General features: G+C 69.8%; 15 protein-coding genes. 6 read left to right on the top strand and 9 right to left on the bottom strand.

The window, feature by feature from the left end:
* Positions 1-205 precede the first annotated feature (205 nt).
* Positions 206-859 (top strand): response regulator, encoded by a 654-nt coding sequence (locus tag BMY69_RS10595; protein WP_090054433.1) that lies wholly within the window; start codon positions 206-208, stop codon positions 857-859.
* 97 nt (positions 860-956) lie between these two features.
* Here the strand turns inward: BMY69_RS10595 and rne are convergent, their stop codons facing one another.
* A complete protein-coding gene (gene rne / locus BMY69_RS10590; protein ID WP_090177833.1) occupies positions 957-4,316 on the bottom strand; it encodes a ribonuclease E in 3,360 nt (1,119 codons plus the stop codon).
* A 350-nt stretch (positions 4,317-4,666) separates the two neighbouring features.
* Between rne and BMY69_RS10585 the strand changes: the two genes are divergently transcribed.
* Positions 4,667-5,614, top strand: coding sequence for an RluA family pseudouridine synthase (locus tag BMY69_RS10585; RefSeq protein ID WP_090054429.1), 948 nt, complete (start codon positions 4,667-4,669; stop codon positions 5,612-5,614).
* Between the two features lie 12 nt (positions 5,615-5,626).
* On the opposite strand, the gene BMY69_RS10580 is transcribed toward BMY69_RS10585, so the two are convergent.
* Positions 5,627-7,027: a CPBP family glutamic-type intramembrane protease gene (locus BMY69_RS10580; RefSeq protein ID WP_090177829.1), complete on the bottom strand. Its 1,401-nt coding sequence runs from the start codon at positions 7,025-7,027 to the stop codon at positions 5,627-5,629.
* Between the two features lie 2 nt (positions 7,028-7,029).
* Positions 7,030-7,371: a 4a-hydroxytetrahydrobiopterin dehydratase gene (locus BMY69_RS10575; RefSeq protein ID WP_090177826.1), complete on the bottom strand. Its 342-nt coding sequence runs from the start codon at positions 7,369-7,371 to the stop codon at positions 7,030-7,032.
* A 139-nt stretch (positions 7,372-7,510) separates the two neighbouring features.
* Here BMY69_RS10575 and BMY69_RS10570 point away from each other — a divergent pair, with 139 nt between their 5' ends.
* Entirely contained in the window at positions 7,511-8,104 is a 594-nt protein-coding gene (locus BMY69_RS10570; RefSeq protein ID WP_090054423.1) for an NfuA family Fe-S biogenesis protein, read from the top strand.
* Positions 8,105-8,245: 141 nt separating this feature from the next.
* Here the strand turns inward: BMY69_RS10570 and BMY69_RS10565 are convergent, their stop codons facing one another.
* From BMY69_RS10565 to BMY69_RS10540, 6 genes are all read right to left on the bottom strand, one after another.
* Positions 8,246-8,596, bottom strand: a complete 351-nt coding sequence (locus BMY69_RS10565; RefSeq protein ID WP_090054421.1) for a c-type cytochrome — start codon at positions 8,594-8,596, stop codon at positions 8,246-8,248.
* Positions 8,597-8,613: 17 nt separating this feature from the next.
* Complete coding sequence (locus BMY69_RS10560) at positions 8,614-8,934, bottom strand: c-type cytochrome (protein WP_090054419.1); 321 nt, start codon at positions 8,932-8,934, stop codon at positions 8,614-8,616.
* A gap of 96 nt (positions 8,935-9,030) precedes the next feature.
* A complete protein-coding gene (locus tag BMY69_RS10555) occupies positions 9,031-10,263 on the bottom strand; it encodes a TraB/GumN family protein (RefSeq protein ID WP_090177823.1) in 1,233 nt (410 codons plus the stop codon).
* 22 nt (positions 10,264-10,285) lie between these two features.
* A complete protein-coding gene (locus BMY69_RS10550) occupies positions 10,286-11,176 on the bottom strand; it encodes a carbon-nitrogen hydrolase (RefSeq protein ID WP_090054415.1) in 891 nt (296 codons plus the stop codon).
* A 45-nt stretch (positions 11,177-11,221) separates the two neighbouring features.
* Positions 11,222-12,256, bottom strand: coding sequence for an agmatine deiminase family protein (locus tag BMY69_RS10545; RefSeq protein ID WP_090178443.1), 1,035 nt, complete (start codon positions 12,254-12,256; stop codon positions 11,222-11,224).
* Positions 12,257-12,350: 94 nt separating this feature from the next.
* Positions 12,351-12,635 carry a hypothetical protein gene (locus tag BMY69_RS10540; RefSeq protein WP_177191153.1) on the bottom strand — a complete coding sequence of 95 codons (285 nt, stop codon included), beginning with the start codon at positions 12,633-12,635 and terminating at the stop codon, positions 12,351-12,353.
* Positions 12,636-12,866: 231 nt separating this feature from the next.
* Here BMY69_RS10540 and BMY69_RS10535 point away from each other — a divergent pair, with 231 nt between their 5' ends.
* From BMY69_RS10535 to recJ, 3 genes are read left to right on the top strand one after another with little or no spacing between them, the layout of a single operon-like run.
* On the top strand, positions 12,867-14,756 hold the full coding sequence (locus BMY69_RS10535) for an ATP-binding cassette domain-containing protein (protein ID WP_090178440.1): 1,890 nt from the start codon (positions 12,867-12,869) through the stop codon (positions 14,754-14,756).
* Positions 14,757-14,758: 2 nt separating this feature from the next.
* A complete protein-coding gene (locus BMY69_RS10530; protein ID WP_090177817.1) occupies positions 14,759-15,670 on the top strand; it encodes a hypothetical protein in 912 nt (303 codons plus the stop codon).
* A complete protein-coding gene (recJ, locus tag BMY69_RS10525) occupies positions 15,667-17,379 on the top strand; it encodes a single-stranded-DNA-specific exonuclease RecJ (protein ID WP_090177814.1) in 1,713 nt (570 codons plus the stop codon). The genes BMY69_RS10530 and recJ overlap by 4 nt, the downstream gene beginning before the upstream one ends.
* The last annotated feature ends 80 nt before the right edge of the window (positions 17,380-17,459 follow it).

Genomic DNA, 17,459 nt, shown 5'->3' with positions numbered 1-17,459 from the left:
AGCGGCTGCGCTCACGGATGACGCGGTCATCGGGTGATCACGCCTCACGCGCTTCGGCAAATCCCGCTACAGCGTGCGGCGGCCGACCCGGATCATAGCGCCACGCTGGTTGTCTCGCCTGCACATCTGGCATTGTATGCATCAGCAGGCGGCGCGCGGTCGAATCCATGCGCCCGAAGTACAGTCGGCCCAGGGAGGGCATTGAATGATTAGTGTTGTTTTGGTCGACGACCATGAACTGGTCAGGACCGGTTTCCGGATGATCCTGCAGCAGCAGGCGGATATCCGGATCAGGGGGGAAGCGAGTTCGGCGGAAGAGGGCCTGCGCCTCATCCGCGCGCAGTCGCCGGATATCGCACTCATCGACGTGCACATGCCAGGCATGAGCGGGGTCGAGCTGACGGAGCGCATCGTGCGCGCCAAGCTTCGCACGAACATCGTCATTCTGACGGTGGTCGACGACGCACGTTTTCCGAAGCGCCTTCTGGACGCCGGTGCGCTTGGCTACCTCACGAAGGGATGTTCGTCGGACGAACTGCTTACCGCCGTGCGCTCGGTCGCGTCGGGGCGCCGCTACCTCGCGCCGACTGTGGCCCAGCAGCTCGCGCTTGCCACGCTCGATGGCTCGGATTCGCCGTTCGACGCGTTGTCCACGCGAGAGATGGAGGTCGCGATGATGCTCGTGCGTGGCATGCCGCTCACCTCCATCGGCGAGCGGCTCAATCTGAGCCCCAAGACGGTGTCGACTTACAAGCAGCGGCTCATGGAAAAACTGCATGTCGACCATGTCGTGGGCCTGGCCCATCTCATGACCATCCACGGATTGCTCGACACGCACAATCACCAGGTCGGTAGCTGAGTTCGGGTCCGACCACGCATAAAAAAAAGCCGGGCAATGCCCGGCGTTTTCTTGTGCGTGATCGGACGGGAAGGGCAGGACCCTTCCCGTCGCACGATCAGTGCTCGCTCTGCTCGCCCTGCGGCTCCTGACGCGGACGCGTCAGCAGATCGCCCTGGGCGGGCGGGGTCCAGGCCGGACGGTCCGCGTTGGCGGGCGGCGCATGCGACACCGGCGACACGTTCGACGCCTCGGGCAGCTTCGGCGTCACGGGCGCGGGCGGAGCGGCCGGCGCGGTGGCCGGTGACGCAGCCGCCGGAGCCGCGGGAGCCGTGACGTTTTCCGGTGCGGGAGCGGCAGGTTTGGCCTGCGGCTTCTCGGGCGCCGGCGAGGCGTCCGCCACGGGCTCCACAGGTGCCGCGTCCGCGATGGGCGCCTCATCGGCCTCGGCCACCGGGTCGGGCAGGATGCCACGGGCCGGCGCGTCGAGGACGGACGCCGGCGGCGTGCGCTCGGTGGTCTCGATGGCCGCGGGGGCCTTCGCCACGGTTTCGGCGACCTCGGAAGCCACCGGCTGAGCGGCCTGCTTCGCCGGGGCCGGGGCCTCGGTCGTCACTGCCGCCGTTTCCGTCGATACGGGCGGGGCTGCCGCCGGAACCGGCGCGGATCCCGACACCGGTGCGGTCTTGAGCGGGGCGTCGGATTCCGTCTGGCGCCGTTCCGTGGTCCGTGTTTCGGCCGAATCCGCGGGGGTGGCGACGGCGTCGACGTCCACCGGCGCGTGCGGCGCCGGAGCTGCGTGGCCCGGGATCGGCGGCAGCTTGGGCAGCGACGGCAGCGTCAGCGCGGATGGCACGGACTCGTCGTCGGCGGGCTCGGCCGGACGGCTGGCCACGGCGGAGGGTGCTTCGACGGCGAACGCGTTTTCCGCAGCGGCGGCGGTGTCGAGCATGGGCGGGATGCTCGGGCTCGCGCGGCCCGTCGTTTCGACGGCCTCGTCGTCGCCCTCGTCATCGTCGCCGTCATCGGCGCCCGGGGCGCCTTCGATGGCGCCAGCCTGCGTACCGTCTTCCTGGCGGCGACGGCGGCGACCACCACGACGGCCGCGCCGGCGGCGCTGGCCACCCTCGGTGTCCTTCGTGCCTTCCGGCTGCGCATCGGCGGCTCCGGCGACGGCCGTGGCCTCGCCCTCGACGATGGGCGCATCGGTCGGCAGCTTCTCGTCCGCCTTCGTGACCGGCGCGCTGGCCGGCTTTTCGGCGGCCGGGCGCGGCGCGACGGGCGCGCTCGCCTCCGCGGCGTTCACGGTCGTCGCCGCGACGGCCGAGGTGGCGAGCGTGGCGGCCTTCTCGATGTCCTTGCCCGGCTTGTCGGCCTGCGGCTGACGCTCGCCGCGCGGCGGCTGCTGACGGCGGTTCTCGCCCTGCGCGGCCGGCGTTTCGGTGCGGCCCTGGCGGCCCTGACCCTGCTGACCGTCCTTCGGCCGGTTCTGCTTCTCTTCGCCCTGGCGCGGCTGCTCGCCGCGACCCTGGCCCTGCTTGTTGCCCTTGGCCTGCGGCTGACCGCGACCCTGCTGGGCGCCGTCCTTGTCCTTGCGCTGACCCTGGCCGCGCTGCTCGTTTCCGCCCTTGTTGCGCGGCTCGTTGCCACGACGCTCGTCGCGGCGACCGCCGCTACGCTCGTTGCGGCCGTTCGGGCGCGACTCGTCGCGACGGGTGGAGGAGGCCGCCGGGGCGGCCGCCGGTGCGGGCGCCGCGGCGCCGCCCCCGAAGAGGCTGCCGAACAGGCGCGAGAAGAAGCCGCCCGCCGGCTGGGCCGGGGCGGCGGGACGGGCCACCGGCGCGACCGGAGCCGCTTCGGTCTCGTCGTCGCGCAGCGGCGCGGGGGTGGACGGCACGACACCCGTGACCAGCGGCTGCTCGCCGCTGCCCAGGGCCTGGCCCATCTTCGGCAGCGCGGTCGCGACGGTCGGGGTGGTGCGCTCGTAGCTGGGCTTGCTGTGCTCGCCCATGTCCGCCTCGCGGATACGGGTGATCTCGAGGTGCGGCGTCTCCAGCTTGTCGTCGGCGACGACGACCACGTGGACGCTGTGGCGCAGTTCGATCTCGACGATGCTGGCGCGCTTCTCGTTGAGCATGAAGTTGGCGACCGACGGCGGCGCCTGCACCAGGACCTGCCCGGTGTTGTCCTTCATCGCGTGCTCTTCGATCAGGCGCAGGGTCGACAGCGCGAGCGATTCCACGCTGCGGATGTGGCCGTGGCCTTCGCAGCGCGGGCAGACGATCTGGGTGGCTTCGCCAAGGCTCGGGCGGAGGCGCTGGCGCGACATCTCCAGCAGGCCGAAGCGCGAGATGCGACCGATCTGGACGCGGGCGCGGTCGGCCTTGAGGGCCTCCTTCAGGCGCTCCTCGACCTCGCGCTGGTGGCGCGGGCTGTCCATGTCGATGAAGTCGATCACGATCAGGCCGCCGGCGTCGCGGATGCGCAGCTGGCGGGCGATCTCGGTGGCGGCCTCGAGGTTGGTGTTGAACGCCGTTTCCTCGATGTCGCTGCCCTTGGTGGCCTTCGACGAGTTGATGTCGATGGCGGTCAGGGCTTCGGTCTGGTCGATGACGATCGAGCCGCCGGAGGGAAGGCGGACGTTGCGCTCGAAGATGCTCTCGATCTGCGTCTCGATCTGGTAACGCGAGAACAGCGGCGTCGGATCCTGGTAGAGCTTCAGCTTGCGCAGGTTGTTCGGCATCACCTGCTGCACGAAGTCGCGGGCGTCGCTGAACAGCGATTCCTCGTCGATCAGGATCTCGCCGATGTCGTTGCGCAGGTAGTCGCGCAGCGCGCGGATGAAGAGCTTCGATTCCTGGTAGATCAGGAACGGCGCCTTCTGCGAGTTCGCGGCGGCCGAGATCGACTTCCACAGCTGCAGGAGGTAGTCGAGGTCCCACTGGAGCTCTTCGGCGTCGCGGCCCATGCCGGCGGTGCGCACGATCAGGCCCATTTCGTCGGGCACCGTGAGGTGCTCCATGGCTTCCTTCAGCGCCTGGCGGTCTTCACCCTCGATGCGGCGCGACACGCCGCCGGCACGGGGGTTGTTCGGCATCAGCACCATGTAGCGGCCGGCGAGGCTGATGAACGTGGTGAGGGCGGCGCCCTTGTTGCCGCGTTCTTCCTTCTCGACCTGGACGATGATCTCCTGGCCTTCCTTCAGGAGTTCGCGGATGTTCGATTTGCCTTCCGCGTTCGGATTGAAATACTCGCGGGCCACTTCCTTCAGCGGAAGGAAGCCGTGGCGCTCGGCGCCGTAATCGACGAAGCAGGCTTCGAGGGAGGGTTCGACGCGGGTGATGCGGCCCTTGTAGATGTTGGCCTTTTTCTGTTCCCGGGACGGGATTTCGATGTCGAGATCGTAAAGGTTCTGACCATCGACGATGGCCACACGCAACTCTTCGCGCTGAGTCGCGTTGATCAACATACGCTTCATTGTGGGTTCCTCGGCCTTGCCGCGCGGCCGCGCGCCGCGGTGGCGCCCGTTTGGCGGCCTGCCGGGGATCGCGCCGCAGCGGTGAGGCTTCAAGCGGCATGGGATCCGGGACCGATACCTGGACCCGGCGTGATTCGTGAATAAGCGCCTTGCAACCGGTCCGCGTCCCTACGGATTAGCCGGACAACCGCAACCCGAACCGCTACGATGTGGGGTGTCCTCGCCTACCGGCCCCTCGGACGGAATGGCGCGACACTCGCCCTACGCGGCGATACAGGCACCCCGCGAGAGATGAGTCTTCAGCGGAGCCTGGCGCTCGCCGAGTATCCTATCAATTTCGAGTTTTATCAATGCAGACGGCAACTTCCCTCGACGGCGGCCAAGGTGTGCGCCTGGTCGAAATCGGTCCCGAACGGGACGGTCAGCGCGTGGACAACGCCCTGATGACCCTCCTGAAGGGGGTGCCGCGCAGCCTGGTGTACCGCATCCTGCGCACGGGGCAGGTGCGTATCAACGGCAAGCGGGCCAAGCCGGAAACGCGCCTCGCGGCAGGCGACATGCTGCGCATTCCGCCGGTTCGCGTCGCGGAGCGTGATGAGACCGTGGCCCCATCCGGCATGGTCCGCGCGGTCGCCGACTCGGTCATCTTCGAGGACAAGCACTTCCTCGTGATCGACAAGCCGGTCGGCATCGCGGCCCACGGCGGCAGCGGCGTCAGCCATGGAGCGATCGAGCTGCTCCGGGCCGCCCGGCCCAACGAACACCTCGAGCTCGTCCACCGCCTGGACCGCGACACCAGCGGCGTGCTCGTGCTCGCGCGCTCCCGATCCGGCCTGACGGGCCTGCAGGAGCTCATCCGCGAGAACCAGGTCGTCAAGCAGTACCTCTGCCTGATGACCGGGACGCCCCGCAAGGCGAAGTTCGACGTCAACGCGCCGCTGCTGAAGTCGGTGATGCACGGCGGCGAGCGCATGGTGCGCGTGGACGACGCCGGCAAGCCGTCGCTGACCTTCTTCCAGGAACTGGAGCAGTATCCGGCCTCGCGCCTCATGCAGGCCACGCTGGGAACGGGGCGCACGCACCAGATCCGCGTCCACGCCCAGTACATCGGCCATCCGCTGGCCGGCGATCCGAAGTACGGCGACGAGGAGGCCAACAAGCGCTTCCGCGCCAAGGGCCTGAAGCGCATGTTCCTGCACGCGTCGCGGATGAGCTTCGACCTCGGTGGCAGGAACTACGACTTCTCGGCGCCCCTGCCGGACGATCTCAAGGCGTTCCTCGACAACCTCCGCGGGTAAACGGCGTGGCGGCTAGTTGAGGAAGCGCCCGCTGACCTCGAGCGAACGCAGGATGCCGCCCGCCAGTCCGGCCTGCACCAGCAGGGCGCTCGCGGCGTGGGCGAGGGCGACGGGAAGCAGCGAGCGATGGCGCAGGAACCACCACGCCCAGCCCAGTTCGGCGACGAAGCACAGTTGCATGAGCACGCCGTTGGGGGTGTGCAGGAGCGCGAAGGCCAGCGCGGTCAGCAGCACGGCCCAGGCCCGGGGCAGGGCGCGGTCAAGTAGCGCCCCGGCGACGGCCAGCACCAGCCATTGCTGGAGAACGGCCCAGGCGACGTAGACGAGGGCCCGTCCCGGCAGGGGCCATGCCAGGCGATGGCCGACGAGGGCGACGAGCGCTGCGGCGACGACGACGGCCAGGAAGGGCCAGCCGGCGCTTCGCCAGGCCCCGCCCCAGCGCCATGCCGGCGGGTCGTGGCGCCACGCGAGCAGCGCGGCGTAGGCCACGCCGAGGCCGAAGGTGACGATGCCCGCCAGCGCTGGCCTGCCGTCGAAGCCGAGGCTGGCGATGAACCACAGCGGCCCGGCCAGCACGAGCAAGGCCTTGGCGATGTCCCTGGCCCGTTGCGCCCCGGGCCGCCGCCAGGCGACGGCGGCGACGATCAGGAGCGCGGCGTAGACGGCCGGCGGTACCGCCTCGAGCCAGACGGGTGCCGTCCGGCGCAGGCCCTGGTCGAACGTGACGAGGGGATCGGCGGCGCGCTGATTGTCCCGCCATGCGAGCAGGGCCTCCGCGCCGAGGCGCCCGGGAAGGCTGCCGGCGTGGGGTTCGACGATCCCGGACGAGGGCAGCAGGGCGGCCGAGCGCAGGACGACCGAGGTGCCGACAGGCATGACCACCCCGAGCCGGAGCATCGCCGCGCGCGTGGGCGCGGCGATCGGCCGGCCGTCGTCGTCGCGCCAGTCCAGTGCCGGGAGGGCGATCCGCCGTCCCGACGCCCCGGGCATCAGATCGCCGACGTCCGCTTGGCGCGTCGGCTCGTCGAGACCCTCGCGGACGGCCAGGAACGCGTGCACCGGGGCCGACGCCGCGACCTGAAGGTGCAGTTCGTCGATGCGGCGGATGTCCGCGGTGCGGAAGAGGGGGAACCCGACTTCGGCGGCCGAGCCATCGGTCGCCCGAAGGGTGAGTCCGTCGCGGCCGCCCTCGACGGTCGCGCCGCCGAACGCACGGCCGGCGACGACGTCGTCGGGCGCGCGGAACCGCCACGACCATGGCGAGCCGCCCGCCTCGAACGTGGCGCGCTCGGCGGCGCTGTCGCGCTCGATGGCGCCGCGGACGACCACTGCGGCCAGCCGCGGCATCAGGGCGAGCAGCGCCAGCGCGACGATCGTCGCCGCGATGAACGACCATGGGCGGCCGGCGCGCATCGTCAGCGGTCCAGCAGGGCCTCGACCCGGGCGGCGCAGATGAAATCGTTGAGCGACAGCCCGCCCACATCGTGCGTGGACCAGAGGACCTGGCAGTGCCCGTAGCCTGCCTCGAGGTCGGGATGATGATCTTCCCGGTTGGCCATGAATCCGACGGCGTTGATGAAGCCGAGCGTGTGGTGGAAATCGGGGAAACGGAAATCCTTCACGATTGCCTTGCCGTCCGGGCTGAGCTCCCAGCCGGGCAGGTCCGCCAGGTAGCCGTCGATGGCGGCGCGATCCAGGGCGTTCTCCGCGCCCTTGCGAGGCTGGCAGTGCTGGGAGGCGAGCGGGGAGAGCGTCATGGCGGCGGATCCGTGCGTCGGGAAGCGCGAAGGGTCGCCGCGCGCGGTTGAATTGTCAAAAGCGGGCGCCCACGTGCAAAAGCGTACTAAAATGGTGCTGTTTCCGGCATCCCCGGGCCGGACCCCTTTCGGAGCCCCCATGATCGACATCTCGGAACGCGCCCAGGCGCACTTCCAGCGCCTGGTGGCGCAGCAGAACGAAGACGGCCTCGGCATCCGCCTGCGCGTCGTCGCGGCTGGCACCCCGTCGGCGCAGTGCGAGCTCGAATTCTGTCCGGCCTCCGAACTCACGGGTGACGAGTGGACCGTCGAATGCGACGGCTTCAACCTCTACGTCGACACGGAGAGCATGCGCTGGCTCGACCCGGCCACCATCGACTACGAAACCACGGCCACCGGCAGCCAGCTCAACATCCGCGCGCCGCGCATCAAGGGCGACGCGCCGGGCGAGGGCGCCGGCATGGTCGAGCGCGTGCAGTTCGTCCTGGAGTCCGAGATCGCGCCGCAGATCGCCTCGCACGGCGGGCGCATCTCGCTGGTCGAGGTCACCTCGGACGGTGTCGTCGTGCTCCGCTTCGGCGGTGGCTGCCACGGCTGCGGCATGGTCGATGTCACGCTGAAGAACGGCGTCGAGAAGACGCTGCGCGAGCGCATTCCGGAAATCACGGAAGTGCGCGACGCGACCGATCACGAAACGGGCGACAAGCCGTACTTCGCCCGCGCCGCGGGTTGATCGTCACGAAGAGTCCGAAGGGCCGACGGTGGGAGCCGCTCGTATCGGCGGTCCCGCGGCAGCGGGCCGACGGCGAAAGACGCCGCCCCCGCTCACGAAAAAGCCCGCTCGCGCGGGCTCTTCACGGACGGCACCGGGAGATCAATCCCCCTGCACGTGCCCTTCGAGGCCGCTCAGCTTCGAGGGCATGCTGCTGAAATACGCCGATACGTCGTCGATGTCCTGATCCGACAGCGTGGCCGCGAAACCCTTCATGATGGCGTTGCCGCGACGGCCGTCCTTGTATTCGTGCAGCGCCTGCGCGAGGTAGTCGGCGTACTGGCCCGCGAGGCGCGGATACTGCGGATCGACCGAATTGCCGTCCGTGCCGTGGCAGGCAACGCACGTCGCGATCTTCGTCTTGCCCCGCGCCGGGTCACCGGCGGCGAAGGTCTGGGTGGCGGTCAGCGCGAGCAGCGCACCGATGGCAATCAGGGAAAACCCACGGGTCATCGTTCGTCCTCGGCGGCTTACTTGGCGAGACTGGAGAGGTAGGCGGCGATGTCGGCGATGTCCTTGTCGGACATGCTCTGCGCCTGGGCGCCCATCGTCGGATGCTTGCGTTCGCCGGTCTTATAGGCCTTCAGCGCGTTGACGAGGTACAGCTCGTTCTGCCCCGCGATGTGCGGCACGTGGTAATCGGGATAGGCGTTGGCGTAACCCGGCACGCCGTGGCAACCATGGCAGGTGTAGACCAGCGTACGACCCCTGGATTTGTCCCCTTCGGCATGCGCGGCGGATGTGGCGCACAAAGCTACAGCGATCAGTCCAACCAGATGCAGACACTTCATTAAGAGTTCCCTGGGTGCCGGGCGGGGCCGGGGTTGAATAGCCGTCGGAGTATAGAGGCGTGTCGCGACGGCGGACAACTCAGGGAGCCCGGGGCGTCAGAACAGGCTGCGGATGATGTGGATGCCCGCGATGTATTCGCCGGCGATCGTGCCGATGCTGACGAGGAAGAAGTTGAGCAGCGTGCGCGCCACGCGGTTCTTCCACCAGCCCGTCCAGTGCGTGATGTCGTCGCGCAGGCGCTCGAAGTCGAGTACCCGCGGCTTGCGCACCCAGGCTTCCGCCATGGCGCTGATGGCGCCGGACGGAATGCCGGGACGGAACGGTTTCAGCGGTGCCGCGACGAACGCCGCCACGATGGAGAGGGGATGCGCGCCGGCGATGAGCGCGCCGAGCGCCGAAAGGCCGCCGGTGAGCAGGATCCAGTTCTTCAGCGCATCGACGCCGAGGCTCGGGCTGCGATAGAAGGCGTACGCGATCGCGGCGAAGATCGCCAGCACGATGCCGACCGCGAGCACCTTGGGCCACTTCGCGGCCGGTGGCGTCACCGCCAGTTCGTCGGATAGCGCGCGAGCGTCGCCCTGCTGTCCGGCGAGTTCGGCGCTCATGCCCTTCAGGTGACCCGCGCCGATGACGACGAGCACCTTGCGGGTGGGCGCCGCCTCGTCCATGGCCGCGCCGTTCTCGCGGAGCTTCGCCGCCATGAATTCGTCGCGCTCGGCGATCAGCGCGCGATAGAGCGGCGCGGATCCCGAGGCGAAGTCGCTGAATGCGCTTTCGAGGAGATCGGCCTGCTTGAGCTTCTCGATGTCCTCCTCGGCGATCTCCTCGCGCTCGAACACGCTGCCGAGCATCCCGGCCAGCAGGCCGAAGCGCTGGAAAAAGCCGACGCTGCGCCACGCCCGCTTGAGCGTGGTGCCGACTTCGCGGTCGACCAGCCACACGGGGATGCCACGCGCGTCCGCGCCGTCCATCGCCGCCTTCATCTCGGCGCCCGGTTCGATGCCGTATTGCGCCGCGAGGCGCTTCTGGAACGAACCCAGCACGAGGCTCGCCGCCACCATACCGGCCTTGCCCTGGCGGATGACCTGGAACAGGTCCATCTGCTTGAAGGCTTCCGGATCGCGGACGCCCTGGGCCCGGCTGGGGCAGAGCTCGACCGCGACGGCGTCGAAGCGTTCGGTTTCGAGCAGCGCGTCGACCGCCTGCACGCTCGCGCGCGAGACGTGCGCCGTGCCGAGGATGACGTACTCGACGCCGTCGCGCGTCATGCGCTCGATGGGCTGGCCTTCCAGGGCGGCGGGCAGGGTGACGTTCTCGGCCGGAATCATGCGGTCGGTGGTCCTTGTGGGATCAGTCGCGGAAGCGTTTGGTGAGGTCGCCGTAGGCGTCGATGCGGCGGTCGCGGAGGAACGGCCAGATGCGGCGGACGTGTTCGCTGCGCTCCATGTCCACGTCGCAGATCAGCAGCTCGCGGCCGTCGGTGCCCGCCTGGGCGAGGAACTCGCCCTGCGGGCCGGCGACGAAGCTCGAGCCCCAGAACTGGATGCCGCCGCCCACGCCCGACGGATCGGCCTCGTAACCCGTGCGGTTGCACGAGAGCAGCGGCAGGCCGTTGGCGACGGCGTGGCCGCGCTGCACGGTGATCCACGCTTCGCGCTGGCGTGCCTTCTCCTCGTCGGAATCGCTCGGATCCCAGCCGATGGCGGTCGGGTAGAACAGCAGGTCGGCGCCGGCCAGCGCCATCAGGCGCGCGGCTTCCGGATACCACTGGTCCCAGCAGACGAGCACGCCGAGCTTGCCGACGGACGTCTGGATCGGATCGAAACCGAGGTCGCCCGGCGTGAAGTAGAACTTCTCGTAGAACGCCGGGTCGTCGGGGATGTGCATCTTGCGGTACTTGCCCGCGATCGCGCGCGAGCGGTCGAACACCACGGCGGTGTTGTGGTACAGGCCCGTGGCGCGCTTCTCGAAGATCGAGGCGACGACCACGAGCTTCAGCTCCTCCGCGAGCGCGCCGATGCGGTCCGTGCCCGGGCCCGGAATGGTTTCCGCGAGGTCGAACACCTCGACGCTCTCGCGCTGGCAGAAGTACGGGCCGTTGTGCAGCTCCTGCAGCAGCACGAGTTCGACGCCGGCCTTCGCGGCCTCGCGCAGGCCGGCTTCGATCGCGTCCAGGTTCGCGTCGCGGCTGCCGCGGTCGGTTTCCTGGAGGAGGGCGACCTTGAGGGTCTTGCGGGTCATGGGCTCATTCCTCGCGCGGCGTCGGGCCGCGCATGCAGATGGGGATCAGGCGGCGACGGCGGCGGGCAGCTGCATGGTGATGCAATGCAGGCTGCCGTTCTGCCAGATCAACGGACGGCACGGCACCTGCACCACCTCGCGGCCCGGGTGGGCCAGGCCGATGATGCGCGCCGCCTCGTGGTCCGCCTCGTCGCCATAGGCCGGCACGAGCACCGCGCCGTTGACGATCAGGTAGTTCGCATACGACGCCGCCAACCGGCGGCCTTCGTCGAGGATCGGCCGCGCCCAGGGCAGCGGGTGCAACGGGTACGGCTCGCCTTCCGGCGACCGCAGCGCCGCCAGCTCCGAGGCCATCCGGCCCAGTTCGGCGAAGTGCGGGTCGCTGGCGTCGTCGCAGGCCTGGTAGACGATGCCGCCGTCCGGGCTGAAACGCGCCAGCGTGTCGATATGGGCGTCGGTGTCGTCGCCTTCAAGGTAGCCGTGGTCAAGCCACAGCACGCGGTTGGCGCGCAGTGTGGTGGCGAGCGTCTCGGTCATCGCATCGCGCGACAGCTCCGGGTGGCGCTGCGCGAGGCACTTCCAGGTGGTCAGGATCGTGCCCTTGCCATCGCTCTCGATGCCGCCGCCTTCCAGCGCCCAGTCGATCCGCTGGCGCGGCAGGCCGGAGAGCACGCCGCGCTCCAGCAGGCCGGCGATGAGGGCGTCGTCCTGCTCGGCGCCGAACTTGCCGCCCCAGCCGGTGAACCGGTAGTCGTTGAGCAGCACGCCATCGGGGCCCGTGAGGGTGATCGGGCCGGAGTCGCGCAGCCAGGTGTCGTCGTAGGGCAGCTCGATGAAATGCACGCGCGACATGTCCGCACCGGCCTGCTCCATGGCCAGGCGCGCACGCTCGCGCAGGTCCGCGTCGGCGACCACCACATGCAGCGGCTCGAAACGCGTCACGGCGGCGGCGAGCGCCACGTACGTCGTCTCGACCGCGGCCAGGCGCTCGGCCCAGTCGGTGTCCTCGTGGGGCCAGGCGATCAGGACGCCGGCCTGCGGTTCCCACTCGGCGGGCAGTCGATAGGAGGATTCGGTCATGTCGGGCGGGGGCGAATGGGGGAAGCCCGCCATTCTACCGTGCCGGGGGCGTGCCTGGGCGGGACGCCGCGGCCGCTCCCGCGTGCCGTCCGCGTTACTGCGGGTTGGCGGGGTTGGTGTTGTTGCCGGCCGGCGTGTTCAGCACGGTGTGGATCACGTGGCTGCGTTCGAAGTACACGATGTAACCCGGGTACATCCAGCGGTTGATCACGGGCTGCTTCCGGCTGCCGCCACCGCGGGCGTCGAGCTTCGAGGTCGGCTGGCCGAACCGGCGTTCGACTTCGGCCATGCTCATGCCCTTCGTCGGGAGGCTCATGGCCTGTTCCTGCTGCACGCGCTGCATGAGCAGGGTGTCGCCGGCGCGGGCGGACGGGGCCATGGTGGCCGACACGAGCGCCACGGCGATCGCGGTGAAAACAGGCTTGAAGGTCTTCATGATGGCTCCGTCGCGCTCCCCATGCGGCGCAGGACGCCGTTGTAACAGATCGCCCGGAGGCACGCCATGGGCGCCGCCGCGTCGATACGCCGGCTGTGGGCTGCGTCGCGTTTCCCGGACGGCGGCGGACTTGGCCGCTATCATGTGCAGTCGCCTCCAGCCGTGCCCGTCTCCATGATCTCGTTCCGCAATCTCGCCCTCCGCCGGGGCAGCCGCACCCTGCTGTCGCACATGGACCTCACCATCCAGACCGGGTGGGCGCTCGGCGTCATCGGTCGCAACGGCTGCGGCAAGTCCACGCTGTTCGCGGCGCTCAAGGGCGAGCTCGAGCCGGAGGTCGGCGACCTCGACATGCCGTCGAAGGTCCGCCTGGCCTCCGTGGCGCAGGAAACCCCCGCGCTTCCCGATCCGGCGATCGAATACGTGCTGGGCGGCGACGTCGAGGTCGCCGCCGCGCTCAAGGCGGAATCCGACGCGCTCGACGCCGGGGACATGGAGGCGGTGGCCGCCGCGCACCTGCGCATCGAGGAAGTGAACGGCTACGACGCGCGATCGCGCGCGGGGCGCCTCATGCACGGCCTCGGCTTCGCGCCGGAGACGCATGAACAACCGGTCGCCTCGTTCTCGGGCGGCTGGCGCGTGCGCCTCAATCTCGCCCGCGCGCTGATGGCGCCGTCCGACCTCTTGCTGCTCGACGAGCCCACCAACCATCTCGATCTCGACGCCGTGCTCTGGCTCGAGGAATGGCTGCGCCGTTACCAGGGCACGTTGCTGATCATCTCGCACGATCGCGAGTTCCTCGACGGCGTGATCTCGCACACGATGCACCTGCACGACGGCACAGCGAAGCTCTACACCGGCAACTACACGGCGTTCGAGCGCCAGCGCGCCGAACACCTGCGCCAGCAGCAGATCGCGCACGAGCGCGAGCAGGCGGAGCGTGCGCACCTGCAATCGTTCATCGATCGGTTCAAGGCGAAGGCGAGCAAGGCCAAGCAGGCACAGTCGCGCATGAAGCGGCTGGAGAAGATGGCGGGTACCGAAGCGGTGCGCGCCGAGCGTTCCTTCAGCTTCTCCTTCCCGGCACCGGACCGTCTGCCCACCTCCATGCTGCAGCTCGACCACGTCGACGCGGGCTACGGCGAGCACGTCGTGCTGCACGACGTCGCCTTCGGTCTCGAAGCGGGCGATCGCATCGGCCTGCTCGGCCCGAACGGCGCCGGCAAGTCGACGATGGTGAAGTCGCTGGTGGGCGAGCTCGCGCCACTGGTCGGCGAGCGTGGCTTCCACAAGGACACGCGCATCGGTTACTTCGCGCAGCACACGGTGGAAAGCCTGCAGGAAGGGCACAGCCCGTTCGACCACCTTCAACAGAAGGCGCCCATGGCCGGCGCGCAGGCGTTGCGCGATTACCTCGGCACCTGGAACTTCCCGGCGGATCGCGCCTTCGAGCCCGTCGACGCGTTTTCCGGCGGCGAGCGCGCGCGTCTCGCGCTGGCGCTGATCGCGTGGGACAAGCCGAACCTCCTGCTCCTCGACGAACCGACCAACCACCTCGACCTCGACATGCGCGAAGCGCTCGCCGATGCGCTCGCGGCCTTCGACGGCGCGCTGGTGCTCGTGTCGCACGACCGCCATCTGCTCGGCATGGTCTGCGACGAGTTCTGGCGCGTGGCGGACGGCAAGGTCGAGCCGTTCGACGGCGACCTCGACGACTACGCGAAATGGCTGCGCACGCGCGCCACCACGCGCAAGACCGCCGCGGTCGCCTCGGCACCGGCCGATGCGCCGGTGCAGGAGTCGGCGAAGGAACGACGCAAGCTCAGCGCCGAAGAGCGCGAGAAGGAAAAGCCCTTGCGTGCCCGCGTGAAGAAGATCGAGTCGCTGATCGCGTCGATGGACAAGGAACTGGCCGCCATCGAAGGCAAGCTCGCCGACCCGGCGATCTACGGCGGCGCGACGGCCGAACTGATGAAGCTCGGCCAGCGACAGGCCGAACTGCGCGGCGAGAAAGAGTCGCTGGAACTGGAGTGGATGGACATCCTCGAGAAGATCGAGGCCTGACCATGGGCGACGTTCTCCACGTATTGCTCCCAGGGCGCGACAAGCTCGCCGGCGTGCCCGCGTTCGCGGCATGGCTGGCGCGCGGTACCACGCTGCCCGCCGCCGTGCCGGGGTATCTCGCGGCGCTCGCCGAACACTTCCGCTGGCCGCATGGCCCGTTGCCCGCCGCCGCGCTCATGCGCCAGTCGGTCGCCGGCGATGCCGGTACATCGCTGTGGCTGTCGGCGGATCCGGCCTGGGTGCAGCCGGAGGTGAATGGCGCGCGTCTCCTCGCGATCGGCAACCTCGGGCTCACGGCGGAGGATGCCGCGAGCCTCGTCGACGCGCTCGCCGAAACCTTCCAGGCCGAAGGCATGACGCTCCTCGTCGGCGACGCGCAGCACTGGCAGTTGCGGCTGCCCGCGTACGTCGACGTGCCGCCGTTCCCCGATCCGGAAGACGCGCTCGGCGCGGACCTGTTCGAGCAGCTGCCCAAGGGCGATCAGGGCAGGCAATGGCGCGCGCTCCTCAACGAGGCGCAGATCGTGCTGCACAACCATCCCGTGAACCGCCGCCGCGCGGCGGAAGGCTTGCCCCCGGTCAACAGCGTGTGGCTCTGGGGACCGGGCGCGTTGCCCGAATGGGTCGAATGCGGCCTGTCGCGCATCTACAGCGACGACCTGCTGGCCTGGGCGCTCGCGCATCGCGCCGATGTCGACGTGCAGGGGCGCGCGGCGTTCGCCGCCGCGGCGGACTCGCCGGCGATCGGCTTGCTCGATCTGCAGGACGCCCAGCCCGGCGAGTTCGCTCAGGCCTGGTGGCCGGCGCTGGAGACGCGCCTGGCGCAAGGCGCGGATCTACGGCTCGCCTTCGCGGACGGCGTCCGCATGGTGCTGCGCAAGCATCACCGCCTGCGCTTCTGGCGCAAGGCATGACGACACGCGTCTGGCGCCGGCGCGTCGTCGCGACCGCCCCGAGCGGCTGGCCCGGGCATGTGCATCCGGTGATCCAGCGCGTTTACGCCGCACGCGGCGTCTGCACGCCCGACGGTGCGGAACACCGCCTCGCGCGGATGCTCGCGCCCGACCTCCTCGGCGGCATGGATCGCGCGGTGGCGCTCCTGATGCAGGCGATCGCCGGCGATCAGCGCATCGTCGTCGCGGGTGATTACGATTGCGACGGCGCCACCGGAACCGCGGTGGCCGAGCGCGGCCTTCGGTTGCTCGGCGCGCGCTACGTCAGCCACGTGGTGCCCAACCGTTTCGTGCATGGCTACGGCTTGAGCGAAGCGCTTGTCGCCTCGCTGGACCCGGCGCCCGACCTCATCGTCACCGTCGACAACGGCGTGGCGAGCGTCGCCGGCGTCGCGGCGGCGCGCGCGCGCGGCATCCGCGTGCTCGTCACGGACCACCACCTTCCTGGCGACACGCTGCCCGACGCCGACGCGATGGTGAACCCGAACCTCGCGGACGACGGCTTCCCGAGCAAGGCGCTGGCCGGCGTCGGCGTCATGTTCTACCTGCTGCTCGGAGTGCGCGCGGCGATGCGCGACGCGGGTCTGTTCCCCGACGGCGCGCCCGACCTCGCCTCGCTGCTCGACCTCGTCGCGCTCGGCACCGTGGCCGATCTCGTGCCGCTGGACTTCAACAACCGCGTGCTCGTCGAGGCGGGGCTGAAGCGCATGCGCGCGGGCAAAGCCTGCGCGGGCATCACGGCCCTCGTCGAGGCGAGCGGACGTTCGCTGGCGACGGTGGGTGCGACGGACCTCGCGTTCGCCATCGGCCCGCGCCTCAACGCGGCGGGAAGGCTCGAGGACATGTCGCTCGGCGTGGCCTGTCTGCTGACCGACGATCACGGCATCGCGCGGCGCTATGCCGAGCAGCTCTCGGCGATCAACCAGGAGCGCCGCGAGATGCAGGCGGGCATGGTCGAGGAGGCCGAGTCGATGGTGGCGCGCGCGGCGCACGTCGACGCCGTCGGTGTCGCGCTCTTCGACCCCGGCTGGCACGCCGGCATCGTGGGGCTTGTCGCTTCGAAGCTGAAGGAGAAGCTGCACCGCCCGGTGCTCGCGTTCGCCCCGGCAGGCGACGACACGGACGAGCTGCGCGGCTCCGCGCGCTCCATTCCCGGGTTCCACATCCGCGACGCGCTCGCGGCGATCGATGCGAAGCATCCGGGTTTGATCCTGCGCTTCGGCGGCCACGCGATGGCCGCGGGACTGAGCCTGCGGGCGGCGGATTTCGAACGTTTCGCGGCGATCTTCGACGCCACCGCGCGAGCCCAGCTCGACGACGAGCACCTGCAGGCGCTCGTGCAGACCGATGGCGAGCTCGACTACCGCGACCACACGCTCGACCTGGCGAAGCAACTCCGCCACGCGGGACCGTGGGGCCAGGGATTCCCGCCCCCTTTGTTCGAAGCGCGCTTCGAATGCGCGTCGTGGAAACCGATGGGCAGCCGCCACCTGCGCCTGCAGCTGCGCCACACGCAGGGCGGCGCGCCGCTCGACGCGGTCATGTTCAACTGCTTCGACGGCACGCCGCCGCCACCGCGCATGCGCGTGGCGTACGAACTGTCGGTCAACGACTGGCAGGGCAGGGAGAGCGTGCGCCTGCTGCTGACGCACATGGAGCCGATGGGCTGAGTGATACCGCAGCCCCGCGCCGGTGCACGCCGACGTGACGGTGACGGTATCGTCGATCGGTGTTCCAATGCGTCATCCCA

This window comes from Luteibacter sp. UNC138MFCol5.1, from assembly GCF_900110505.1.
Classification (GTDB): Bacteria; Pseudomonadota; Gammaproteobacteria; order Xanthomonadales; family Rhodanobacteraceae; genus Luteibacter.
The sequence above is the reverse complement of the archived record's forward strand: the minus strand, read 5'-3'. Positions and strand labels throughout refer to the sequence as shown.